Source organism: Streptomyces sp. NPDC050423 (genome assembly GCF_040655445.1).
Lineage (GTDB): Bacteria > Actinomycetota > Actinomycetes > Streptomycetales > Streptomycetaceae > Streptomyces.
This window is the reverse complement of the sequence record NZ_JBFAJY010000012.1, coordinates 111,769-136,157: the sequence shown is the minus strand read 5'-3', so window position 1 is coordinate 136,157 and position 24,389 is coordinate 111,769. Positions and strand designations below refer to the sequence as shown.

The 24,389-nt window shown below is 71.9% G+C and carries 20 protein-coding genes; 15 read left to right on the top strand and 5 right to left on the bottom strand.

Annotated features, from left to right (window positions below; all coding sequences use genetic code 11):
- Positions 1-223 precede the first annotated feature (223 nt).
- Entirely contained in the window at positions 224-586 is a 363-nt protein-coding gene (locus AB0I52_RS12140) for an ATP-binding protein (protein WP_363071551.1), read from the top strand.
- A 69-nt stretch (positions 587-655) separates the two neighbouring features.
- Here AB0I52_RS12140 and AB0I52_RS12135 read toward each other — a convergent pair whose 3' ends face one another.
- Both AB0I52_RS12135 and AB0I52_RS12130 read right to left on the bottom strand, forming a co-directional pair.
- A complete protein-coding gene (locus AB0I52_RS12135) occupies positions 656-1,735 on the bottom strand; it encodes a DUF2637 domain-containing protein (protein WP_363071500.1) in 1,080 nt (359 codons plus the stop codon).
- A gap of 191 nt (positions 1,736-1,926) precedes the next feature.
- The gene (locus AB0I52_RS12130; protein WP_363071498.1) at positions 1,927-2,775 is read right to left on the bottom strand and encodes a (2Fe-2S)-binding protein; all 849 of its coding nucleotides are present in this window, start codon (positions 2,773-2,775) and stop codon (positions 1,927-1,929) included.
- Positions 2,776-2,920: 145 nt separating this feature from the next.
- Here AB0I52_RS12130 and AB0I52_RS12125 point away from each other — a divergent pair, with 145 nt between their 5' ends.
- Positions 2,921-3,694, top strand: a complete 774-nt coding sequence (locus tag AB0I52_RS12125) for a GntR family transcriptional regulator (RefSeq protein WP_363071496.1) — start codon at positions 2,921-2,923, stop codon at positions 3,692-3,694.
- A 35-nt stretch (positions 3,695-3,729) separates the two neighbouring features.
- Here the strand turns inward: AB0I52_RS12125 and AB0I52_RS12120 are convergent, their stop codons facing one another.
- Both AB0I52_RS12120 and AB0I52_RS12115 read right to left on the bottom strand, forming a co-directional pair.
- The gene (locus tag AB0I52_RS12120) at positions 3,730-4,515 is read right to left on the bottom strand and encodes a hypothetical protein (protein ID WP_362954659.1); all 786 of its coding nucleotides are present in this window, start codon (positions 4,513-4,515) and stop codon (positions 3,730-3,732) included.
- Positions 4,516-4,839: 324 nt separating this feature from the next.
- Positions 4,840-6,573 (bottom strand): PucR family transcriptional regulator ligand-binding domain-containing protein, encoded by a 1,734-nt coding sequence (locus AB0I52_RS12115; RefSeq protein ID WP_363071494.1) that lies wholly within the window; start codon positions 6,571-6,573, stop codon positions 4,840-4,842.
- Between the two features lie 317 nt (positions 6,574-6,890).
- Between AB0I52_RS12115 and AB0I52_RS12110 the strand changes: the two genes are divergently transcribed.
- The 13 genes from AB0I52_RS12110 (at position 6,891) to AB0I52_RS12050 (ending at position 23,060) form a co-directional block, all read left to right on the top strand.
- Positions 6,891-7,781 carry a xanthine dehydrogenase family protein subunit M gene (locus AB0I52_RS12110; protein ID WP_363071492.1) on the top strand — a complete coding sequence of 297 codons (891 nt, stop codon included), beginning with the start codon at positions 6,891-6,893 and terminating at the stop codon, positions 7,779-7,781.
- Between the two features lie 2 nt (positions 7,782-7,783).
- Positions 7,784-8,377 (top strand): (2Fe-2S)-binding protein, encoded by a 594-nt coding sequence (locus tag AB0I52_RS12105; RefSeq protein WP_363071490.1) that lies wholly within the window; start codon positions 7,784-7,786, stop codon positions 8,375-8,377.
- A 3-nt stretch (positions 8,378-8,380) separates the two neighbouring features.
- Positions 8,381-10,765: a molybdopterin cofactor-binding domain-containing protein gene (locus AB0I52_RS12100; RefSeq protein WP_363071488.1), complete on the top strand. Its 2,385-nt coding sequence runs from the start codon at positions 8,381-8,383 to the stop codon at positions 10,763-10,765.
- Positions 10,766-11,031: 266 nt separating this feature from the next.
- On the top strand, positions 11,032-12,489 hold the full coding sequence (locus AB0I52_RS12095; protein ID WP_363071486.1) for an NCS2 family permease: 1,458 nt from the start codon (positions 11,032-11,034) through the stop codon (positions 12,487-12,489).
- Between the two features lie 36 nt (positions 12,490-12,525).
- The gene (locus tag AB0I52_RS12090) at positions 12,526-13,677 is read left to right on the top strand and encodes an XdhC/CoxI family protein (protein WP_363071484.1); all 1,152 of its coding nucleotides are present in this window, start codon (positions 12,526-12,528) and stop codon (positions 13,675-13,677) included.
- Positions 13,678-13,784: 107 nt separating this feature from the next.
- On the top strand, positions 13,785-17,540 hold the full coding sequence (locus tag AB0I52_RS12085; RefSeq protein WP_363071482.1) for a S8 family serine peptidase: 3,756 nt from the start codon (positions 13,785-13,787) through the stop codon (positions 17,538-17,540).
- 242 nt (positions 17,541-17,782) lie between these two features.
- Positions 17,783-18,085, top strand: a complete 303-nt coding sequence (locus AB0I52_RS12080; protein ID WP_363071480.1) for an urease subunit gamma — start codon at positions 17,783-17,785, stop codon at positions 18,083-18,085.
- Positions 18,082-18,420, top strand: coding sequence for an urease subunit beta (locus AB0I52_RS12075; RefSeq protein ID WP_363071478.1), 339 nt, complete (start codon positions 18,082-18,084; stop codon positions 18,418-18,420). The genes AB0I52_RS12080 and AB0I52_RS12075 overlap by 4 nt, the downstream gene beginning before the upstream one ends.
- 1 nt (position 18,421) lies before the next feature.
- Positions 18,422-20,125 carry an urease subunit alpha gene (locus AB0I52_RS12070; RefSeq protein WP_363071476.1) on the top strand — a complete coding sequence of 568 codons (1,704 nt, stop codon included), beginning with the start codon at positions 18,422-18,424 and terminating at the stop codon, positions 20,123-20,125.
- Positions 20,125-20,790 (top strand): urease accessory UreF family protein, encoded by a 666-nt coding sequence (locus AB0I52_RS12065; protein WP_363071474.1) that lies wholly within the window; start codon positions 20,125-20,127, stop codon positions 20,788-20,790. Before AB0I52_RS12070 ends, AB0I52_RS12065 begins: the two co-directional genes overlap by 1 nt.
- A 67-nt stretch (positions 20,791-20,857) precedes the next feature.
- Complete coding sequence (gene ureG / locus AB0I52_RS12060) at positions 20,858-21,514, top strand: urease accessory protein UreG (RefSeq protein ID WP_363071549.1); 657 nt, start codon at positions 20,858-20,860, stop codon at positions 21,512-21,514.
- Complete coding sequence (locus AB0I52_RS12055; protein ID WP_363071472.1) at positions 21,511-22,227, top strand: urease accessory protein UreD; 717 nt, start codon at positions 21,511-21,513, stop codon at positions 22,225-22,227. Before ureG ends, AB0I52_RS12055 begins: the two co-directional genes overlap by 4 nt.
- Before the next feature lie 89 nt (positions 22,228-22,316).
- Entirely contained in the window at positions 22,317-23,060 is a 744-nt protein-coding gene (locus tag AB0I52_RS12050) for an SDR family oxidoreductase (RefSeq protein WP_363071470.1), read from the top strand.
- Here AB0I52_RS12050 and AB0I52_RS12045 read toward each other — a convergent pair.
- Positions 23,047-24,315 (bottom strand): MFS transporter, encoded by a 1,269-nt coding sequence (locus AB0I52_RS12045; RefSeq protein ID WP_363071468.1) that lies wholly within the window; start codon positions 24,313-24,315, stop codon positions 23,047-23,049. The two genes, AB0I52_RS12050 and AB0I52_RS12045, sit on opposite strands and share 14 nt — an antisense overlap.
- Positions 24,316-24,389: the final 74 nt, after the last annotated feature.

The following is a 24,389-nucleotide window of genomic DNA, read 5'->3' as shown; positions in this document are numbered from 1 at the left end:
TGAATTTTTCGGAAGTTAACCCGAACAGCGGCAACTCCACGTCCGGACTGCCCGATCCGTACCGGATGGCGTGATTCCGCACGCCGTGACGCGGCGGCAAGCGTGACAGCCCGTGGGTGGGGCATGCATTGCGTGAAGCACGTTCGATACGAGAAGGGGGCGATTCACTGTGCGGGCGGGGGAGACGATGGAGCGTCAGGAACTGGGCCGGCTGCATCGCAGACTGGGCAGCGCGGATCTGGCCGCGATTTCCGAAGTGCGGTGTGCCGTAAGGGAATTACTGAGGTACCGGTGGAAGGAGGAGCCCGCGCAGGTGGCTGAGCTGCTGCTCAGCGAGCTGGTGACCAACGCGCTGGTCCACACGGACGACGGCGCGGTCGTCGCCGTCAGCGTGGCGCCGCGGAGACTGCGGGTGGAGGTGAGGGACTTCGTCCCCGGGATGCCCGTGTCGCACGTGCCGAACGCCGACGACGGTACGCACGGCCGAGGGCTGATCCTGGTGGAGAGCCTCGCGGACTCCTGGGGGATCAGCCCGCAGGCGCTGGGAAAGATGGTCTGGTTCGAGCTGGACGGCGAACGGCCCTGATCGTCCGACGGACTGTCAGGGCCGTTCATCGCCAACCGTGTCGAACACCTGCTCACCGGTCCGTACGGGTCAGCCGAACTGCTGCTCCAGGTCCTTCAGTTTCCGCTCCAGCGAGTCGAGCCGGGGCAGGGCCTGGGTGTCGTCCTCGGCAGTGAGGTCGACCGCTCTCGGGTCAGTCGTGCCCGGGTCCGAGGCGTTCTTGGAGCTGGAGCCGCTGACGGCTTGCAGGGATGGCCGGGGTCGCAGAGGCAGCTGACCCGGCTCGGATATGGCGGGCTCCGCGACGGACTGCGCGGAGCCCGTCGCGGCGGTGATGGCCTGGACATCCACCTGGGTGCCGCCCCGGCCCGCCCGGCCCCAGGCCCGGTTCTGCCGGTTCAGGGCCTTGATCTGCGCCCGGTCCAGCTTCTCCTGGTCCTTCCTGCGGAGACGGTTCTGCTCCTTCTCCCTGCGGTCCTCGCGCACCTCGTCGACCGCCTCGTCCAGCGTGCGTACGCCTTCTAGCAGCATCAGCGACCAGGCACCGAAGGTCTCCCGGGGCGCGCGCAGCCACCGTACGATCCGGATCTGCGGCAGTGGGCGGGGCACCAGGCCCTGTTCGCGCAGCGCGGCGACCCGGGTCTGCTTCAGCGCCCGGTCGAAGAGCACGGCCGCCGAGAGTGACATCCCCGCGAAGAAGTGCGGGGCGCCCGCGTGGTCCAGGCCGCGTGGTGCGTGCACCCAGTTGAACCAGGCGGCGGCGCCGGCGAAGGTCCACACCAGCAGCCGGGAGCCGAGGGCCGCGTCGCCGTGGCTGGCCTCCCGGACGGCGAGCACGGAGCAGAACATCGCCGCCCCGTCGAGGCCGAACGGCACCAGGTACTCCCAGCCCCCGGAGAGGCTGAGGTTTTGCCGGCCGAAGCCGACGAGCCCGTGGAAGGAGAGCGCGGCGGCGACGGCCGCGCAGCAGAACAGCAGAACGTACGAAGCCGTGGCGTAGAGCGCTTCCTTGCGCCTGCGCCGGTCCTCGCTGCGTTCCCAGGTGTCGTCGGCCGCGGATGTGTCAGCGGAGCGCTTGCCGCGTGCGACCACCGCCACCGCCGCCATGACCCCCACGAGCAGCATGGCGCCCGGAAGCAGCCAGTCGAGCGATATGTCGGTCAGTCTCATGCGCGGTCCCTTGCATCGCGTAGGGCGTTTCGGGCGCAATCGTGGCGGACATTCCCTCAAGTCCAGACGGTTTCGGGGCAAGTGAATGCCAATGGGGTGGCCGAGACGCCGGATTTCCGCGATCTGGTCGAACACCCCTCAGTGGCAAGCCAGTTGTGTTCGATTTACGTCACCCCTGCGGGCGGTGTGGATCAGGGCGCGGGCGTCAGCTTCCGCAGCCGGTCGGCATCGCAGGTGCGCGGGCAGGTGACACAGGTGTCCTCGGGCCGCAGCGTGTAGAAGAGGCAGCAGCTCGCCCGGTCGCGGGTGGGCAGCGAATCGCCGTTCGGGCCGGTCAGTTCGCGGAAGCCCGCCGTGCCGACGTACGGCTTCGTGGTGCCCGGCAGGAGCGCCTCCAGCTCGGTCATCGCGCGCCGCTCCTCGCCCAGGAGGTGGGCGATGTACCAGAGGCCCTCGACGATCTCGTCCGTCGCCATGCCCCACAGGGCCCGCTTGCCGCGCCGCATCCGCGGTCCGAAGCCGTCGAGCACCGGTCCGAGGTGCTCGGCCACGGACGAGAGGACCTCGGCGCGCAGCGCGGCCTCGTCGGCCACCACCCGGGCGCTCGGCAGCGCCGCCGCGGGATCGTCGGGCAGACAGGCGAACTCCCGCACCCGGACGGTCAGATGGCCCAGCGCCCGCTGGAACGCGACGTCCTCGACCGGGATTCGCGGCACCCGCCGGTGCAGGAACCACGGCACCGTCACCAGCAGGCAGGCCGGCCAGGCGTAGCGGTGCAGGCCGAAGCTGGCGACGACGTCGGGCCGGGCCTGCTGTCCGTAGTCCCGCAGCACCTGCGCGTTGTCCCACGCGAGGAAGGTGTCCAGGGCGCCGCCGCCGGCCGCGAGCTCGTGCGCGCCCACCCAGCCGACGCCGCCCGGGGCGGACTCGCCGTCCGCGAGCACCTCGGCCCGCAGGCCCGGGAAGACCTCGGCCAGGCGCGCGTACGCCTCGGTCACGGCCGAGGCTGTCGCTGCGGGGAGCAGGGCGGGGAGGGGCATGCGGGGACCACCGAATCGCGATCGTTTAGAGGTAAGCCTTACCTTACCCGACCTGATCGATGTTTGAACTGCGGCCTCCTGCGCCTATCGTGCACACGGGGCGCGGCGCACGCGAGCCGTGCCCGCGCCGGCCGAGGAGGTACCCGTGGAGCAGGGCAGAGCGTGCGAGGAGGTGCGGCCGCCGTACGCGTCCGTCGCGTCCGTGACCGCCCACTCCTCCGTCCGGGTGCCCGAACAGGCCCGCGGCGAGCACACCCACAGCGAGCCGCCGCCGCCCCGGGCCGTGGTGCAGCGGCACTCCGTGCGCGGCCAGATCCTGGAGGCCCTGCGCGCCGCCCTCGTCGACGGCGAGCTGAGCCCCGGGCAGGTCTACTCCGCCCCGGCCCTCGGCGCCCGCTTCGGGGTCTCCGCCACTCCGGTGCGCGAGGCGATGCAGCAACTGGCCGTCGAGGGGGCCGTCGAAGTCGTGCCGAACCGCGGCTTCCGGGTCGCCGAGCGCGGCCCGCGCGAGCTGGCCGAGCTGGCCGAGGTGCGGGCGCTGATCGAGGTCCCCGTCATGCTGCGGCTCGCCCGCACCGTGCCGCCGCCTCGCTGGTGCGCCCTGCGCCCGCTGGCCGACGCCACCGTGGCGGCGGCAGCCGTCGGCGACCGGGCCGGCTACGCGGAGGCCGACCGGGCCTTCCACGGAGCGGTGCTCACGCTCTCGGGCAACGTACAGCTCGTGGCGGTGGCCGACGAGCTGCACCGCCGCTCCCAGTGGCCCCTGGGGACAAACCCCGGGACCAACCCCGTCGCCCGCCGCGCCGACCTGCTGGCGGACGCCGCCGAGCACACCGCCCTCCTGGACGCGCTGATCGCCCAGGACGTGGTGGTCGTGCAGTCACTCGTGCGGGAGCACTTCACCGGCTCCGGGGGCTGACTCCGACAGGTGCGGCAGGGCCCCCGGGCGCGGCCTCAGTTCGCCTCGGCCGTCCCGGGGCCCGGCGGGTCGATGTGCGGGGCCAGCCAGGTCGGTACGCCGCCGAGCAGCCGGAAGAGCCTGCCCGCCTCGGCGCGCAGCCGGGTCGCCGCCTCGGGCTCCGGTTCGGCGTCCGCCATGGCGATGAGCGCCGGGGCCGTACCGACCAGGTAGCCCAGCTCCTCCCTTATCCGCAGGGATTCCGCGAAACCGTGCCTGGCCTCGGCGAGTTCCCCCTCGCGCAGGGCGATCAGGGCGAGGTGACGCCAGGTGGAGGAGAGGAGCAGTTCGTCGCCCTGGGCGGTGGCACCGGCATGGGCCCTGCGGTACGCGGCGCGTGCCGCCTGCGGCGAGTCCGCGATGTTCTGGGCGATCAGGCCCCGCCGGAAGTCGAGCAGCGGGCGGCCCGCGGCGGCCGGAGCGAGCAGTGCGGCGGCCCGGCTCAGCGCCACCCGGGCCTCGTCGGCCCGGTCCCGCACACCGAGCAGCGTCGAGGCGTACGCGAGATGTCCGCGCTCGCAGGCGGCGGCCCCGCGCTCGGCGTCGTCGTGGGCCAGGGCCTCGGCGGTTCGCAGCGCGTCCTCGGCATCGGTCCAGCCCTGTCCCGCGTACAGACACCGCTCGGTCAGCAGGGCTGTCCGCTGGAGCGCCGCGGCCGGATCGGTGGCGGCGTCGTGTTCGAGCAGTGCCGCGGCGTCCGTCCAGCAGGCGCGTGAGCGCAACCGCCATACCGCTGTCTGGAGCGGCGGATCGTCATCTGCTGTCGTTCCGGAACCAGACATGGCGGTATACGCCACATTGCCCTCCCCGAGCGCACCATTGAGCTGTGGAGAGTGTCCGGCCATCGGGGGCGGCGTCGCGGGGACGGGTACGCACGTCTGCGGCGTTGTGGTCACTCACCATGGCTCCGCCATGGCTCAACCCTCCGCCTTGCAGCCGCACGCACCCGGCCCCGCTCCTTCACCCACCCCCCAATGGCCGGACGCTCTGAGTCTGGCCGCATCACAGCACGGAATGGCACGCCGGGCCAAGAGGTGGAGGCAATGTCAGGTGAAAGTTTTCACAATCGACGGAAGCACCCGGGGGGCGCACGAGCCCCCCGGGACTCAGCTCATACGCAGGGCGAGGAAGAAATCGAGCTTGTCCTCAAGGCGTGAAAGGTCACGCCCCGTCAACTGCTCGATTCGCCCGATCCGGTAGCGCAGCGTGTTGACGTGCAGATGCAGCCGGGCCGCGCAGCGGGTCCACGAACCGTCGCAGTCCAGGAACGATTCCAGCGTCGGGATCAGCTCCGCGCGGTGCCGCCGGTCGTAGGCCCGCAACGGATCGAGCAGGCGTGCGGTGAACGCGCGGCGCACATCGTCCGGGACGAACGGCAGCAGCAGCACGTGCGAGGCCAGCTCGTGATGGCCGGCCGCGCAGACCCGCCCCGGACGGGCCGCCGCCACCCGGCGGGCGTGCCGGGCCTCCTCCAGGGCGCCGCGCAGCCCCTCGGGCGAGTGCACCGAGGCGCTGACCCCCAGTGTCAGGCGGCCGTCGTCGGCCAGACCGGCGGAGAGCGGGGCGCGGACGGCTGCCAGCAGGACATCGGCGTGCAGCGCGGGATCCTCCCCGGAGGGTTCCGGGCCGTCCGGGTCCGTCCCGTCGTCAGCGCCCCCGGCCGGTGGGGCGAAGGAGGGCAGCGGCACCAGCGCGACGGCCTCGTCGCCGGAGTGCGCGACCGCGATCCGGTCCGCGGAGTCGGGGCCGGTGACGGCCGGGTCGACCAGGATCTCCTCCAGCAGCGCCTGGGTGGCCGGGCCGCCCGCGACACCGGATCCGGCGGGGCCGGGCGCGCCCTGCTCGTCCCAGTCGACCCGGGCCACCACCACCTGCCAGTGCGGCGCGGTCCCGAGGCCGGGCAGCAGCACCGGCGTGGCCACCCGCAGCCTGGCCGCGATCTCGGCGGGCGGGGCGCCCGCCTGGACCAGTTCGAGAACCTCCTGGGCGAGCCTGCGGCGCACCGTACGGGCCGCGTCCCGCCGGTCCCGTTCGACGGCGATCAGCTGGGTGACGCCCTGGAGCAGGTCGAGCCGGGCGGCCGGCCAGTCGCTCGCGTCGGCCTCGACGGCGAGCAGCCAGTCGGAGAGAACCGACTCGCGCACATCACGGGAAGCCGGTACGGCACCCCGGCCGTTGTTCCGGATCGGGAAGAGCGAATACGCCACCCCGCCGATCGTCGCCCGGTACGGGGCGCGCCGGCCGGAGCGGACCGCGGCCAGATGCAGACCGGCCAGCTCCCCGCCGACCGGTCCGGGCAGCGGCGCGCCGGCGCCCGCGATCTGCCGGCCGGTGGGTGAGAGCACCCAGGCCTGGAGGTCCAGGTCGGAGCCGAGGAGATCGAGGACCACCTCCGGCCCGCCGCCCGCCGGTCCCGAGGTCATCAGCCGGCGGTGCCGGTCGACGACCGCAGCCAGATCGCCGGCGCGCTCGCCGGACACCTGGCGGACCACATGTTCGGTGATCGTTGCGAATGCGACGGTCTCGTTGACGGCGAAGAGCGGCAGCCGGTGCCGGCCGCACGCCTCGACCAGATCGGCCGGGATGTCGCCGAGCTCCGCCTCGCCCGCCGCGAGCCCGGCCACGCCGGCTCCCGCGAGGATCCGTACGAAGGGCTCGGAGTCCGTCTCGTCCCGGCGCCAGGCCAGTCCGGTCAGGACCAGCTCGCCGCCCGTCAGATAGCGGCTGGGGTCCCGCAGGTCGGTGGTCATCACGCCGCGGACCGACCGGTCCAGCTCGTCGTCGCCGCCGAGCAGCCGCAGGCCCAGCGCGTCGGTCTCCAGCAGTGCGCGCAGCCGCATCTCGTCGCCGCCGATCTCTTTCGTTGGTGCGGGTGAAAACTGGGTGTTGCGGTGAGGTCACAGAGACCCGTCATTCGTTCGAATCTACAAGACGAGGACGAAGACCAGCCAACTCCTTCATGGTTTCGGTGACTGCACCAGGTGGAGCAGGGCTTGTGTACTGGGCCACACAACGCGTTAACAACGTATGAACGACCAGTCGAGGGCCGGCCGTCCCCAGGGTCTGCCGTCGGTCGGCCGTCTGCCGCGGACGACGACGGCGGACCGACGGCAGACCCTGGCCCCAGCGAACGACCCGATTGAGAAGAGAGCCACTCATGGACTTCCTTCGCCCTGCCAGCTGGGAGGAGGCGCTCGCCGCCAAGTCCGAGCACCCTACGGCTGTGCCCATCGCGGGCGGCACCGATGTGATGGTCGAGATCAACTTCGACCACCGGCGGCCCGAGTACCTCCTGGACCTGAACCGCATCGGTGAGCTGTCCGAGTGGGAGGTGGGCCAGGAGAGCGTACGGCTCGGCGCCTCTGTCCCGTACAGCGCCATCATGGAGCACCTGCGGGCCGAGCTGCCCGGTCTGGCGCTCGCCTCGCACACCGTCGCCTCGCCGCAGATCCGCAACCGCGGCGGCGTCGGCGGCAACCTGGGCACCGCCTCGCCCGCCGGGGACGCGCACCCGGCGCTGCTCGCCGCGGGCGCCGAGGTGGAGGCCGAGTCCGTCCGCGGGACGCGGCTGATCCCCATCGACGCCTTCTACACCGGCGTCAAGCGCAACGCCCTCGAACCGGACGAGCTGATCCGGGCCGTGCACATCAAGAAGGCCGACGGGCCGCAGCAGTACTCCAAGGTCGGCACCCGCAACGCGATGGTCATCGCCGTCTGCGCCTTCGGCCTGGCCCTGCACCCCGAGACCCGCACGGTCCGCACCGGCATCGGATCCGCCGCCCCGACACCCGTACGGGCCAAGGAGGCCGAGGCATTCCTGAACGCCGCCCTTGAGGAGGGCGGGTTCTGGGACAGCCGCACGGTCATCACACCGTCCGTCGCCAAGCAGTTCGCCACGCTCGCCGCGGCCGCCTGCAATCCGATCGACGACGTGCGCGGCACCGCGAGCTACCGCAGGCACGCGGTCGGGATCATGGCCCGCCGGACCCTCGGCTGGACCTGGGAGTCGTACCGCGGCAACGGCCGCGGCACCGAAGGAGCTGCCTGATCATGCGCGTCAATTTCACGGTCAACGGCCGCAGGCACGAGGCCGACGACGTCTGGGAGGGCGAGTCCCTCCTCTACGTGCTGCGTGAGCGGATGGGCCTGCCCGGCTCCAAGAACGCCTGCGAGCAGGGCGAGTGCGGATCCTGCACCGTCCGTCTCGACGGGGTTCCGGTCTGCTCCTGCCTGGTCGCCGCCGGCCAGGTCGAGGGCCGCGAGGTCGTCACCGTAGAAGGTCTCGCCGACTTCGCCGCCCACCGCTCCGAGGCCCACCCCGGCACCGGCTGCGCCTCCGGTGCCTGCGGCACCGCGGTCGACAAGGCCCGCCGCTGGGAAGCCAAGCCGTCCGGCGACGAGACCCGCGACACCGGCGAGCTCTCGCCGATCCAGCAGGCGTTCATCGACGCCGGAGCCGTCCAGTGCGGCTTCTGCACCCCCGGCCTGCTGGTCGCGGCCGACGAACTCCTGGAGCGCACCCCGGACCCGTCCGACGCGGACATCCGCGAGGCGCTCTCCGGCAACCTCTGCCGCTGCACCGGCTACGAGAAGATCCTCGACGCGGTCCGCCTGGCGGCCGCCCGAGCGGAAGAGACGGTCTAGACGATGGGCGTTACCGGTTCCCCCTCCAATATCAACCAGGCCACCCGCACCAAGGGCGGCATCGGCGAGTCCACGCTGCGCCCCGACGGGATCCTGAAGGTCACCGGCGAGTTCGCGTACTCCTCCGACATGTGGCACGAGGACATGCTCTGGGGCCACACGCTGCGCTCCACCGTCGCGCACGCCGAGATCGCCTCGATCGACACCTCCGAGGCACTCGCCACCCCGGGCGTCTACGCCGTGCTCACCTACGACGACCTGCCGACCGAGGTGAAGAACTACGGCCTGGAGTTCCAGGACACCCCCGTGCTCGCCCACGGCAAGGTGCGTCACCACGGCGAGCCCGTCGCGATCGTCGCCGCCGACCACCCCGAGACGGCCCGCCGCGCCGCCGCGAAGATCAGGATCGACTACCGCGAACTCCCGGTCATCACCGACGAGGCCTCCGCGACGGCCCCCGGCGCGATCCTCATCCACGAGGGCCGCGACGATCACCACGCCGGGCACGTACCGCACCCCAACATCGTCCACCGCCAGCCGATCGTCCGCGGCGACGCGGAGGCGGCCAGGGGCCGCGCCGATGTGGTGGTCAGCGGCGAGTACGTCTTCGGCATGCAGGACCAGGCCTTCCTCGGCCCCGAGTCCGGCCTGGCCGTACCGTCCGAGGACGGCGGCGTCGACCTGTACGTCGCCACCCAGTGGCTGCACTCCGACCTCCGCCAGATCGCCCCCGTCCTCGGCCTGCCCGAGGACAAGGTCCGCATGACGCTCTCCGGCGTCGGCGGCGCCTTCGGCGGCCGCGAGGACCTGTCGATGCAGATCCACGCCTGCCTGCTGGCGCTGCGCACCGGCAAGCCGGTGAAGATCGTCTACAACCGCTTCGAGTCCTTCTTCGGACACGTCCACCGCCACCCCGCCAAGCTCTGGTACGAGCACGGCGCGACCCGTGACGGCAAACTCACCCACATGAAGTGCCGCATCGTGCTGGACGGCGGCGCCTATGCCTCCGCCTCCCCGGCCGTGGTCGGCAACGCCTCCTCGCTGGCCGTCGGCCCGTACGTCATCGAGGACGTCGACATCGAGGCGCTGGCCCTCTACACCAACAACCCGCCGTGCGGCGCGATGCGCGGCTTCGGCGCCGTCCAGGCCTGCTTCGCCTACGAGGCGCAGATGGACAAGGTCGCCGCCGAACTCGGCATGGACCCCGTCGAGTTCAGGCAGCTGAACGCCATGGAGCAGGGCACCCTGCTGCCCACCGGGCAGCGGGTCGACTCGCCCGCACCCGTCGCCGAGCTGCTGCGCCGGGTCAAGGCCAGGCCGATGCCGCCCGAGCGGCAGTGGGAGAGCGCCGGTGAGCACCCCGACGTACGCGCGCTGCCCGGCGGACTGTCCAACACCACCCACGGCGAAGGCGTCGTACGCGGCGTCGGCTACGCGGTCGGCCTGAAGAACGTCGGCTTCTCCGAGGGCTTCGACGACTACTCCACCGCCCGGGTGCGCATGGAGGTCATCGGCGGCGTACCCGTCGCGACCGTGCACACCGCCATGGCGGAGGTCGGCCAGGGCGGCGTCACCGTGCACGCCCAGATCGCCCGTACCGAACTGGGCGTCTCGCAGGTCACCATCCACCCGGCCGACACCCGGGTCGGTTCGGCCGGCTCCACCTCCGCGTCCCGCCAGACCTACGTCACCGGCGGCGCCGTGAAGAACTCCTGCGAGGCCGTCCGCGAACAGGTCCTGGAGATCGGCCGCCGCAAGTTCGGGACGTACCATCCCGCCTGGGCCACCGCCGAACTCCTCCTGGAGGGCGGCAAGGTCGTCACCGACGGCGGCGAGGTGCTGGCCGATCTGGCCGATGTGCTGGAGGACGAGGCGGTCGACGTCGAGCTGGAGTGGCGCCACCGGCCCACCGAGGCCTTCGACCTGCACACCGGACAGGGCAACGGCCACGTCCAGTACTCCTTCGCCGCCCACCGCGCCGTCGTCGAGGTCGACACCGAACTCGGCCTGGTCAAGGTCATCGAACTGGCCTGCGCCCAGGACGTCGGCAAGGCGCTCAACCCGCTGTCGGTCCTCGGGCAGATCCAGGGCGGCACCCTCCAGGGCATGGGCGTCGCCGTCATGGAGGAGATCATCGTCGACCCGAAGACCGCGAAGGTGCGCAACCCGTCCTTCACGGACTATCTGCTGCCCACCATCCTCGACACCCCGACCATCCCGGTCGACGTGCTCGAACTCGCCGACGACCACGCCCCGTACGGGCTCCGCGGCATCGGCGAGGCCCCCACCCTGTCGTCCACCCCGGCCGTCCTCGCGGCGATCCGGAACGCGACGGGACTGGAGCTCAACCGGACGCCGGTGCGCCCCGAGCACCTCACCGGCAGCTGACCCGGGCTCCTCCACAGCTCTCCGGGCGGTGCGCGCCTCCAGGGAACGTCACACTTCCTCCGCCCGCACCGCCCGGAGAAACCGAGCTCCGCACCGCTCGCGGCTCTTGACCGGAACCACCGGAGAAGCAGTACCCGTACATCCACTCTGCATGAACAGTTCGCCTCGGGCCGTCCCCCGGGTCGTGCCGCCCGCGCAGTCTTCCCAAATCCCGCATCTCGATTCTCCATCGCGGGTGCCCCTGTGAACCTTGGGAGTCAGGCATCATGACCCAGCAGTCAGTGGAGCCCACGACCACCGCGGAGGAAGCGGGCCCCGGCTCGCGCGTCCCCGCCGGCAGATCGTGGCTCGACCGGTACTTTCACATATCCGAGCGCGGATCGACCGTCGCACGCGAAGTGCGCGGCGGTGTCACGACCTTCATGGCCATGGCGTACATCCTGCTGCTCAATCCACTCGTCCTCGGCGGCAAGGACGTGGACGGCAACCTCCTCAGCCAGCCGGGCCTGATCACCGCCACCGCGCTCGCGGCGGCGGCGGCCACCCTGCTGATGGGGTTCGTCGGCAAGGTTCCCCTCGCGCTCGCCGCGGGGCTCAGTGTCTCAGGCGTCCTGTCCTCACAGGTCGCCCCCGAAATGACCTGGCCGCAGGCCATGGGCATGTGCGTGATGTACGGCCTGGTGATCTGCCTCCTGGTGGTCACCGGTCTGCGTGAGCTGATCATGAACGCGATCCCGCTCGCCCTGAAGCACGGCATCACCATGGGCATCGGACTGTTCATCGCGCTCATCGGCCTCTACAAGGCCGGATTCGTCGGCAAGGGCGCCGGAACCCCGGTGACCCTCGGCCCGGCCGGTGAACTCGCCGGCTGGCCCGTCCTCGTCTTCGCGGTGACGCTGCTGCTCATCTTCATGCTCCAGGCCCGCAACATCCCCGGCGCGATCCTGATCGGCATCGTCGTCGGCACCGTGGTCGCCATCGTGATCAACAAGCTCGCCGACGTCGACCCGAAGACCTGGAGCAGCGGCCCGCCCGAGCTCAACGGTTCCGCGGTCTCCTCGCCGGACTTCTCGCTCTTCGGGGACGTCCAGTTCGGCGGTTGGGGCGACGTCGGCGCGATGACCGTCGGCTTCATCGTCTTCACCCTCGTGCTGGCCGGCTTCTTCGATGCGATGGCCACCATCATCGGTGTCGGTACGGAGGCCAAGCTCGCCGACGACAAGGGGCGGATGCCGGGCCTGTCCAAGGCGCTGTTCATCGACGGCGCCGGCGGTGCGATCGGCGGTGTCGCCGGTGGCTCCGGGCAGACGGTCTTCGTGGAGTCGGCGACCGGAGTCGGGGAGGGCGCCCGGACCGGACTCGCCTCCGTCGTCACCGGCCTCTTCTTCGCGGCCTGTCTCTTCTTCACCCCGCTCACGGCGATCGTGCCGGCCGAGGTGGCGTCCGCCGCCCTGGTCGTCATCGGCGCCATGATGATGCAGAACGCCCGCCACGTGGACTGGAGCGACCGTGCCGTCGCCATCCCGGTCTTCCTCACCGTGGTCCTGATGCCGTTCACGTACACCATCACCACCGGTGTGGCGGCCGGTGTCATCTCCTGGGTCGCGATCAAGGTAGCCCAGGGCCGGGCCCGTGAGATCGGGGCCTTCATGTGGGGGCTGACGGTGATCTTCGTCGTCTACTTCGCGCTGCACCCGCTCGAAAGCTGGCTGGGCGTCAGCTGACGCCCTCCCCTTCACCCATCCGTCAAGGAGACCGAGATGCTGGACATCGCCGAGGAGCTCGACCGGTGGGCCGGGCAGGGACGCGAATTCGCGGTGGCCACGGTGGTGGCCGTCGGGGGCAGCGCTCCCCGGCAGCCGGGCGCCGCACTGGCCGTCGACCGCGACGGCACGGTCATCGGATCGGTCTCCGGCGGGTGTGTGGAGGGCGCGGTGTACGAACTGTGCCAACAGGCCCTCGATGACGGAATCACCGTACGGGAGCGGTTCGGCTACAGCGACGAGGACGCCTTCGCGGTCGGTCTGACCTGCGGCGGCGTCATCGACATCCTGGTGACACCGGTCCGGGCGGACGACCCCGCCCGCCCGGTGTACGCCGCCGCGCTCGCCACCGCCGCCCGGGGGGAGGCGGTGGCGGTCGCCCGGATCACCGACGGGCCCGCCGGACTCCTCGGCCGGCTCCTGCTGGTCCGGCCGGACGGCGGTCACGAGGGCGGGCTCGGGGGACACCCGGAGCTCGACCGCACCGCCGCCGCCGAGGCCCGCGCGATGCTGGACACGGGCCGCACCGGCCCCGTCACCATCGGCGCCGAGGGCTCGCGCTGCGGGCAGCCCCTCACCCTGCTCGTCGAGTCCAGCGTCCCGCCGCCCCGGATGATCGTGTTCGGGGCCATCGACTTCGCCGCCGCGCTGGTGCGGGCCGGGAAGTTCCTCGGCTACCACGTCACGGTGTGCGACGCCCGCCCGGTCTTCGCCACTAGGGCCAGGTTCCCGGACGCGGACGAACTCGTCGTCGACTGGCCGCACCGCTACCTCGCCGGGACCTGTGTGGACGCCCGCACCGTCCTGTGCGTGCTCACCCATGACGCCAAGTTCGACGTCCCGCTGCTGGAGACCGCGTTGAGGCTGCCGGTCGCGTACGTCGGCGCGATGGGCTCGCGCCGCACCCATCTCCAGCGCAACGACAGACTGCGCGAGGCCGGGGTCTCCGAACTCGAACTGGCCCGGCTGCGCTCGCCGATCGGCCTCGACCTGGGCGCCCGTACGCCCGAGGAGACGGCCCTGTCGATAGCCGCCGAGATCGTCGCTGACCGGCGCGGCGGCAGCGGTGTTCCGCTGACCGGCGCGCACACCCCGATCCATCACAGCGGCGCCGTGCCGCCCGCCGGGCGCATGGTCTCCGTGGCCTGAACAGGCCCCCCGCCGGCACCCGCGCCGACCGGCGGGTTGCCGCCACGGCGCATTCACGCCAGGGATGAACCTCACCGCAGCCGCCGATTTACCGGTAGATCAGCTGCATGACATTCACCCCCTCCACTGTCTCCGGCCGGGCGAGACCCGCTCGTGCGGGGCGCAGAGCCCTCCTCATAGCGACCTCCGTCGCGCTGGTGAGCGGCGCACTGCTTCCCGCCACGGGCTCCGCCTCCGCGGCCACCGGTCACCTCCCGTCCGCCGGCCACCCGGCCGCCCCCGTCGAGCGGTACGACATCACCCTGCTCACCGGTGACGTCGTCCACTACGCCGACGGGGCCGGAAAGCGGGACACCGTCACCGTGGACCGCCCCGACGGCGCGGCCGGCGGAGTGCACGTCCAGCAGGCGGGTGACGACATCTACGTCCTGCCCGACGAGGCGGCGGGCCTGATCGCCGCCGGCAAGCTGGACCGCCGGCTCTTCAACGTCACCGCGCTCGCGAAGATGGGCTACGACGACAAGAAGTCCGGCGGCATCCCGCTGATCGCCACCTACCCGGCGAGCAAGGCCCGTTCGCTGCCCGCCGCACCCCGGGGCAGTAAGACGGTCCGCCGGCTGGAGAGCATCCACGGCGCGGCGCTGAAGGCGGCGAAGTCCACCACCCGCGCCTTCTGGGACGACATCGCCGCCACGCCCAAGGCCCGTTCGCTCGACAACGGCATCGACAGGCTCTGGCTCGACGGCCGGGTCGAGGCCGCGCTGAAGGACTCCGTCCCGCAGGTCAACGCCCCGCAGGCCTGGGCCGCCGGCTACGACGGCAAGGGCTCCAAGGTCGCCGTCCTGGACACCGGTATCGACGCCACCCACCCGGACGTCAAGGACCGCGTCCTGGAGTCGAAGAGCTTCGTGCCCGGCGAGGGGGTCGACGACAAGCACGGCCACGGTACGCACGTCGCCTCCACGATCGCGGGCTCCGGCGCCGCGTCGGAGGGCGTCAACAAGGGCGTCGCGCCCGCCGCGGACCTGATCATCGGCAAGGTGCTGGACAACGAGGGCAACGGCGCGGACTCCGGCATCATCGAGGCGATGGAGTGGGCCAGGGCGGAGGGCGCCGACGTCGTCTCCATGAGCCTGGGCTCCAGCATCCCGGACGACGGTTCCGACCCGATGTCGCAGGCCGTCGACTCCCTCTCGGCCGACGGCGGTCCGCTCTTCGTGATCGCGGCGGGCAACGCCTACGGCGCGGGCACCATCGGCTCGCCCGGCTCGGCGGACAAGGCGCTCACCGTCGCCGCCGTCGACAAGCAGGACAACCGCGCGGACTTCTCCTCCATGGGCCCGCTGACCCGCAGTTACGGTCTGAAGCCGGACCTCTCCGCCCCGGGCGTCGACATCAACGCCGCCGCCTCGCAGTCGGTCCCCGGCATCGAGGGCATGTACCAGTCGATGTCCGGTACGTCGATGGCGACGCCGCACGTCGCGGGCGCGGCCGCCATCGTGAAGCAGCGTCACCCCGACTGGTCCGGTCAGCGCATCAAGGACGCGCTGATGACCTCGTCGAAGGAGCTGACGGACTACACGCCGTACGAGCAGGGCACCGGCCGGCTCGATGTGAAGGCGGCGATCGACGCCACGGTCGAGGCCACCGGCTCCGTCGCGGTCGCGTCCTACAACTGGCCGCACTCCGCCTCCGAACCGGTCACCGAGCGGACCATCACCTACCGCAACACCGGTGACAAGGACGTGACGCTGGACCTGGCGACCGACACGGACATCGATGCCTACACGCTGTCGGTGAAGCAGCTGACCGTGCCCGCCGGTTCGACCGCCGAGGCTGTCCTCTCGCTCGACCCGTCCGAGGTCGCCAACAACACCACCTTCTCCGGGCAGGTGATCGCGAAGGACGCCACGGGCGCCACCGTCGCGCACACCGGCTTCGCGCTCAACAAGGAGCAGGAGCTCTACGACCTGAGGATCGAGCTGCGCGACCGCGCGGGCAAGCCGATGGACGGGCAGGTCGTCCTCGCCGCCCTCGGTGACGAGAACATCGGCGTCGTCGGGGTGGCGGGCGAGACCACGCTCAGGCTGCCGCCGGGCAACTACACCGCCTGGACCGCCGCCGACATCAAGGGCGACACCGCCGACTCGCAGGCCCTCGCCTTCCTGGCGGCCCCCGAGATCATTCTCGACAAGTCGAGGACGGTCTCCCTGGACGCCTCGAAGGCCCACAAGATCGCCGTGAAGACGCCGAAGGAGACCGAGACCCGCCAGCTGCGCTACGACATGGCGCGCACCGCACCGGACGGCACCGTCCAGCGCGACGCGTACCAGATCCCGATGACGTACGACCAGCTGTGGGCGAGCCCGACCAAGAAGGTCACCAAGGGCAGCTTCTCCTTCCTGACCCGCTGGCGGCAGGGCGAGAAGCTGATCGACCTGACGGCCGACGGCCGCGATGTGCCGGTGGCCGTGCAGGGCGGATCGCCCGTCGCGGAGGACAGCGACAAGAAGCTCGGCAGCGTCTTCGCCGGTGACGGCGCCGCCGCCGGCTACCGGGGGATCGACGCCAAGGGCAAGGCGGTCGTGATCCGCAGCAGCGCCGCGGTGACCCCGGCCGACCGGCTCGCGGCCGCGGAAGCCGCCGGGGCCAAGGCGCTCTTCGTCGTCAACCAGGGCGACGGCGTGCTGATGGAGACGTACACCGACTACGGCACCACGGCGGCCATCCCGGTCGCCTCCGTTCAGCGCCTGGCCGGTGACCGACTCGTCAAGGCCGCCCAGCGCGGCAAGAAGGTGACCGTCGAACAGCGCAGGTTCGCGCGCTACGTCTACGACCTGGTCGACCGCCACGACGGCACCGTCCCGGACCGGTTGCTGGCCTTCGCCCCGACCACCCGTCAGCTGGCGAAGGTGGAGAACACCTTCTACGGCAACCGCGACATCGTCGGCGGCGGTTTCCGCTACGACATCCCGGACTACGGCCCCGGCATCGGCTTCCAGGAGTACGAGAAGTTCCCCGGCACCCGCACGGAGTGGGTCACCCCGCTGCCCGGCGACTCGTTCTGGTACGAGGACCACTCGGTCTTCAACGACGAGGGCACGGACACCGCGCTGGAGGAGCGCAGCGGCGCCATGGACTACCAGGGCGGCCGCAGCTACCGGGACACGTGGTTCGCACCGGTCAGCCACCCGAGGCTGGGCACCGGCTACTGGGGTCCGTTCCGCTCCTCGTACAACGACATCCAGTTCAACATCACGCCGTGGACGGACTCCGGCGCCGGTCACTCCGGCTCCATGCCCGACAAGGAGTACGACAGCGGCATCATCGCCTTCTTCCAGGGCGACAAGCAGCTCACCAAGTCGGCCGGCCGTGCGGGCTACGCCTGGGACCTCTCGCCGGAGAAGCTTCCGTACCGGCTGGCGCTCGACGCCTCGCGCGACGAGGGGATCTGGAAGACCTCGGTCCGCACGCACACCGAGTGGAACTTCCTCTCGGGCGCGCTCGACCCGGCCGGACCGGAGCAGGCCGACATCCCGCTGCTCCAGCTGGACTACGACGTCGCGACCGACCTGGCCGGTGACGTGAAGGCCGGGAAGACGACCGAGATCGGTCTCTCGTCCACCACGCAGGAGTGGCTGGACGGTGCCGTGAAGGCGACGAAGGCCTCGCTGTCGGTCAGCTACGACGACGGGGAGACCTGGAGCGCGGTGCAGCTGAAGAAGGACTCGGCCGGTTCCTGGACCGCCCGGTTCAAGACCCCGAAGAAGGGTGCCACCGCGGTTTCGCTCAAGGCGCACGCCGAGGCCGGCAGCGGTTTCACCGTGGACCAGGAGATCATCCGGGCCTTCGGCCTGAAGTGACCTGCTGAGTGCCCCTCTTGAGGCGGCCGCCCACCCCTGGACCGGGGTGGGCGGCCGCCTCTCGCATGGCCCCGCGATGACCAATATGTGTCTGCTTTGCCCGTATATAGTGGGTCATGATGCAAGAAAGGGACTTTTTGCGGTGTGGCGCGAGTTGCCACGGCCCCGCCCGGAGGCTTATAAGAGGAAGGTGGCCAAGGCGATTCCGGGAATTCCGTGAACTGCCGCCATGGAGGTTTCCCATGTTTCTCACTCCGTCCGACACGGAGAAATTGCTGCTGAGTGTTGCCGGAATGGTCGCCCGCGACCGGCGGGAGCGGGGCGTACTCCTCAACTACCCCGAGGCCGTTGCCCTGCTCGCCTGCTGGGCGATGGAACGAGCCCGGGAAGGTGCCGGGGTCGCCGACCTCATGACCCTGGGGCGGTCCGTTCTCACCCGCTCTGACGTGCTCGAAGGTGTTCCGGAGATGCTGCACGACGTCCAGGTCGAAGCGACCTTCCCCGACGGGCGCAAGCTCGTCACGATCACCTCGCCGATCCCGTGATCCCCGGCGAGATCCGCACCGGAGCCGGCGTGGTGCACGTAAATTCCGACCGCCGAAAAGTACGGCTCACCGTGGTGAACGACGGGGACCGCCCCATTCAGATCGGATCGCATTTCCATTTCTTCGACGTCAATCCGGCGCTTTCCTTCGACCGGTCGAAGACCGAGGGATTCCGGCTCGATATCCCGTCCGGCACCTCGCTGCGCTTCGAGCCCGGCGTCGGCGCGGAGGTCACCCTCGTCGAGCTCGGCGGACGCGGAACGGTGCCCGGCATCGTCGTCCGCACCGCGCCCTGGTCCCGGGGCACGCAAGACACCGCAACGGAGGGCGTGTGACATGGCACAGCTGACCCGCGCCGCCTATGCGGCGTTCTACGGCCCCACCACCGGCGACCGCATCCGGCTCGCCGACACCGACCTCTGGATCGAGGTCGAGGAGGACCGCTGCTTCGGCGGCGACGAGGCGGTCTTCGGCGGCGGCAAGTCCATCCGCGAGTCGATGGGCCAGGCCACCACGTCACGCGCCGACGGCGCCCTCGACCTCGTCATCACCAACGTCGTGGTCCTGGACCACTGGGGCATCGTCAAGACCGACGTCGGCATCCGGGCCGGCCGGATCGTCGCCCTCGGCCGCTCCGGCAACCCCGACATCGGTGACGGCATCCACCCCGAGCTGGTGATCGGCCCCGGCACCGACGTCATCTCCGGCGAGGGACGCATCCTGACCGCCGGAGCCGTCGACACCCACGTCCACTTCCTGATGCCGGAGACCCTCCACGAGGCCCTCGCCACCGGCACCACGACCGTCATCGGCGGCGGCACCGGAGCCACCGAGGGATCCAAGGCCACCACGGTCACCCCCGGCGCCTGGAACCTCGCGATGATGCACCGGTCCCTGGACCGCGTCCCGCTCAACATCTTGCTGTTCGGCAAGGGTTCCACCGTCGGCGAGGAGGCCCTGCGCGAGGCCGCGCTCGGCGGCGCGGGCGGCTACAAGGTCCACGAGGACTGGGGCGCCACCCCCGCCGCCCTCGACGCGGCACTGAAGGCCGCCGACGCCTACGGCCTCCAGGTCGCCCTGCACGGCGACAGCCTCAACGAGGCCGGCTACGTCGAGGGGACGCTCGAAGCCATCGCCGGCCGCGGCATCCACGTCTTCCACGCCGAGGGCGCCGGCGGCGGCCACGCGCCCGACATCATCACGGTCGCCTCGCAGCCCAACATCCTCCCGGCGTCCACCAACCCGACGCTCCCGCACACCGTCAACACCGTCGACGAACACCTCGACATGCTGATGGTCTGCCACCACCTCAACCCGCGCGTCCCCGAGGACCTCGCCTTCGCGGAGTCCCGCATCCGGGCCAGTACCATCGCGGCCGAGGACATCCTGCACGACATAGGGGCCCTCTCCATCACCTCGTCCGACGCCCAGGCCATGGGTCGCATCGGTGAGGTCATCTGCCGCACCTGGCAGGTCGCCCACGTGATGAAGCAGCGCTTCGGAGACCGCGGCACCGAGCTGCCCGCCGACAACGAGCGGGCCCGCCGCTACGTCGCCAAGTACACGATCTGCCCGGCCGTCGCCCACGGCATCAACCACGTCGTCGGCTCCGTCGAACCCGGCAAGCTCGCCGACCTGGTGCTCTGGGACCCCGCGTTCTTCGGCATCCGCCCCGCCGCCGTGATCAAGGGCGGCATGATGGTGTACGCCCCCCTCGGTGACGCCAACGCGGCGATCCCCACCACCCAGCCCGTCCTGCTGCGCCCCACCGCCGCCGCCGGGGCCGCCCCGCACCTCTCGGTCAGCTTCGTCGCCCCGGCCGCCCTGGCCGACGGCCTCGGCGAACGCCTCGGACTCGAACGCGAACTCGTCGCCGTGCGCCCCACCCGCCACCTCACCAAGGCGGACCTGCCGAACAACACCGCGCTCCCGGACATCGAGGTGGACCCGGAGACCTTCGCCATCCACATCAACGGCGAGCTCGTCGAACCATCACCCGCCACCCGACTGCCGCTGGCCCAGCGGTACTCCATGTTCTGATGGGCGCACTGGCACCCCTGCTGCTCGGCGACGGACGGCTCCCGGTCGGCGCGTACACCTACAGCGCCGGGCTGGAACCGGCCGTCGTCGCGGGCCTCACCCGTGACCGGATCCCCGCACTGCTGAAGGCCCGGCTGCACACCACCGCCCTCACCGAGGCGGCCGCGGCCGTCCTCGCGCTGCGGGCCGCGGGGCGCGACCCGGTCGACTACGGGCCCCTGCAGCAGGCCCTCTCGGCACGGACCCCGGCCGCACCCCAGCGGGAGACGTCGGCGGCGCTCGGCCGGGGCGTGCACCGGCTGGCCCGGCGCCTCGCCCCGGACCACCCGGCGGTCACCGCACTGGCAGCCCTGCGCCCCCGGGCCCTGCGGCCGGTCGCGCTCGGCGCGCTCGGAGCCGTACTGAACGTCTCCGAGGAGGAGCTGGCGCACGCCGTCGTCTACGACGAGCTGCAGACCGTCGCGTCCGCCGCGCTGAAACTGCTGCCCGGCGACCCGCTCGACTCGGTCGCCTGGATCCTCGCCGCCGAACCCGACGCGGCAGCGGCGGTGGCCGCCGCCCTCGCCGTACGGACCCCGGACGGACTGCCCGCCCGTACCGCCGCGCTCACCGAACAGTGGGCGCTCGAACACGCCCGACGCGAACGGAGACTCTTCCTTGCCTGACAACGACACCACCCCGGGGCAGCGGCCCAACCCCCACTTCCACGAGCCGCTCAACCAGCCCCGGGCCCTGCGCCTGGGCGTCGCGGGACCGGTCGGCACCGGAAAGAGCTCGATCCTGGCCACCCTGTGCCGTGAGCTCGCCGGCGAGCTCTCCATGGCGGTGGTCACCAACGACATCTACACCGACGAGGACGCCCGCTTCCTGCGCTCGGCGGGCGTGCTGCCCACCGAACGCATCCGCGCGGTCGAGACCGGCGCCTGCCCGCATACCGCGATCCGCGACGACGTCAGCGCCAACCTCGACGCCGTCGAGGACCTGGAGGAGGCGTACGGCCCGCTGGACCTGGTGCTCATCGAGAGCGGCGGCGACAACCTCACCGCCACCTTCAGCCCGGCCCTCGCCGACGCACAGCTCTTCTGCATCGACGTGGCGGGCGGCGGCGACGTCGCGCGCAAGGGCGGCCCCGGCATCACCGGCGCCGACCTCCTGATCGTCAACAAGACCGATCTGGCCCCCTATGTGGAGGTCGACGTGCCCGCCATGGTCGCCGACGCCGAGGAGGCCCGCGGCGGGCTCCCCGTCCTCGCCCTCTCCAAGAACAACCCGGCCGCCATCGCCGAACTCGCGGACTGGGTACGGTCCCTGCTGGTGCGCCACCGCTCCGGCACCCACATCCCCACCGACCCCGGCCCGATGGCGCCGCACAGCCACACCCACCCGTGACCGATCCGACCGTCGTCGCCGCGGAGCGCGACGGCTCGGGCCGCCATCTCGTCCGCGAACTGCGCCCCGGTGCCTTTCTCGCCCCCCGCCCGCTGCTGCCGTGCCCCGGCCGGACCCGGGTCGCCCTGGTCGGCATCCGGGCCGGACTGCTCGCCGGTGACGAGCTGAACCTGAGGATCTCGGTCGGTCCGGGCGCACACCTCGAACTCGTCGAGCCGGCCGGACTCGTCGCCTACGACCACCGGGGCGGCTCGGCCCGGTGGCGGGCCCGCGTCGACATCGCCGAGGGCGGCGAACTCACCTGGCACGGACTGCCGTTCGTGGTGTCCACCGGGGCCGACGTCGAACGCGTCATGGACGCCCGGCTCGGGGCCGGGGCCCGGATGCTGTGGCGCGACACCCTGGTCCTCGGCCGCTCGGGGGAGCGCGGCGGGCGGGTCCGGGCCATGACCCGGGTGATGTACGAGGGCCGGGAGCTCCTGGTCGAGGACCTCGACCTCACCGACCCGGACCTGCGCGAACTCCCCGGCGTCCTGGGCCCGAACCGCGTCATCGGCTCGGTCGCCGCATTCGGCGCGGCGCCGCCGGGACCGCCGCACCCCTACCGGATGGACCTGGCCGGGCCGGGGGCGCAGGTGCGGTTGCTGGACACGGTGGCACCGGCCGTCGACGCGGAGCTGACCGCGGTCTGGGAGTCGTGGCTCACCACCTGATATGCACCATACATAGAAAATGTATGGTGCATAGACAGGGTGCGGGGTGGGGTGCCGCGCCGGGCACAGCGAGTCGGAGGAACAGCGCAATGACACTGGAGAACAAGGTCGCCGTCGTCACCGGAGGAGCTTCGGGCATCGGCGAGGCCGTCACCCGGGTCTTCGTCGAACGGGGCGCGCGGGTCGTGGTCGTCGACCTCCAGCAGGAGGCCGGGGACGCCCTCGTCGCTGACCTCGCAGACGCGGTGGCGTTCATCCGGGGCGACGTCTCCGACCGCGCCGTCGCAGACCTGGCGGTGGCCACGGCCGTCGAGCGCTTCGGCGCCCTGGACACCCTGGTGAACAACGCCAGCGCCTCACGGGTGCGGCCCTTCACCGAGCAGACCGAGGACGACTGGAAACTCGCCCTGGACACCGGCCTCTTCGCCACCCGCAACTTCATGCTCGCCGCGTACCCCGAGCTCCGCAGGAGCCAGGGCGCGGTGATCAACTTCGCCTCGGGTGCGGGCATCGACGGCCAGCCGAACCAGGCGTCGTACGCCGCGGGCAAGGAGGCCATCCGCGGACTGAGCCGGGTCGTCGCCAACGAGTGGGCCGCCGACCAGATCCGGGTCAACGTCGTCGCGCCGATGGCGAGGACCGCGGGCGTCGCCGCCTGGGCCGAGGCCAACCCCGAGCAGTACGCCCTCTCCGCCGCCAAGGTCCCGCTCGGCCGCTTCGGTGACCCGCGCACGGACGTCGCCCCCGTCGTCGCGTTCCTGGCGAGCGACGACGCCCGTTACATCACCGGTCAGACCCTGATGGCCGACGGCGGCGCGATCAAGCTCCGCTGACCCGGCCCCCCGCCCCCGATCCCGCGCGCAGGGAGCGGGGGCGCACCGGCGCCGCCGCGCACAGCAGCGCGGGCGCCGCCGCCAGGGCGAAGCACAGGGCGAGCGGCAGCCGCCCGACGAGCAGCCCGACCGCCGCGGTGCCGCCCGAGGCCCCGGCGTTGAACGCGGTGTTGACCCAGGCGCCCGCCTGGGTGCGCCGGGCGGCGTCCACGGACTCGTCCGCGATCAGATACGCGGTCGTGAGGACCGGGGCGACGAACAGTCCGGCGACCGCGACGACGGCGACCAGCACGTACAGGCGCGGCGAGAGACCGGCCGCCATCAGTGCCGCACCCATCCCCGCGGCCGCGGCCACCAGCCGCGCCCGGCTCGACAGCTTCCACCGGACCGCCCCGTACGCCAGACCGCCGACGGCGCTCCCGGCCGAGAGGGCGGCCAGCACCCAGGAGACCGCCGCCGCCTGGCCGCGCTGCTCGGTGAACGCCACGACCAGCAGTTCGAGCGCCCCGAGGCAGAGCCCCACGGCGGCCGTCACCAGCACCGTGTGACGCAGAGCGGGGATGCCGTACAGCCGGAGCCGGGGAGCGGCGGGAACGTCGGGGGAGCCGGCGGGGGGCGGTTCGGGGCTCGCGTGCTCACGGGGCACCGCCGGTGACGACACCAGCGCCAGCGTCCCCACGAACACCAGCAGGGCGCCGGCCGGCACACCGGCCGCGGGCCGGCCGGCCCGCACGATCAGACCCACCAGCAACGGGCCCGAGACATAGAGCAGTTCCTCGGCGACGCCGTCCAGGCTGTACGCGCGCTGCAACAGCTCCCGGTCCGGAACGAGCGCGCTCCACAGCGTCCGCATGACCGGACCCAGCGGCGGAGTGCAGACACCCGCCGCCACGGCGAGCGCCCCCAGGGCGAGGGGCGGTGCGCCCGGCCGCCAGGTGGCCAGGGCGAGTACACCGAGCACCGCCGCGTACAGCCCCGCCATCGGCGGCAGGACGCGGCGCGGCCCGTACCGGTCGATCAGCGCGGCACGGGCGGGGGAGAGGAAGACACTGGCGGCCCCGAACAGGGCCATGGCGCCTCCGGCGACGGAGTACGAACCGGTGGCGTCCTTGATCGCGAGCAGCAGGGCGAGCGGGACCACCCCGTACGAGAGCCGCCCGAGCAGTGCGGCGCCGAAGGTGCGTACGGCATGGGGGGTGCGCAGGACAGTGGCGTACGAAGGCGCGCGCGAGGGCGCGGAAGAAGAGGTGAACACGATGACATTCCTCGTGAGGGCGGCGCGGGGACACGGCGCCGCGAGTGTGCGGGGACACCGGAGTGCCGCACCCG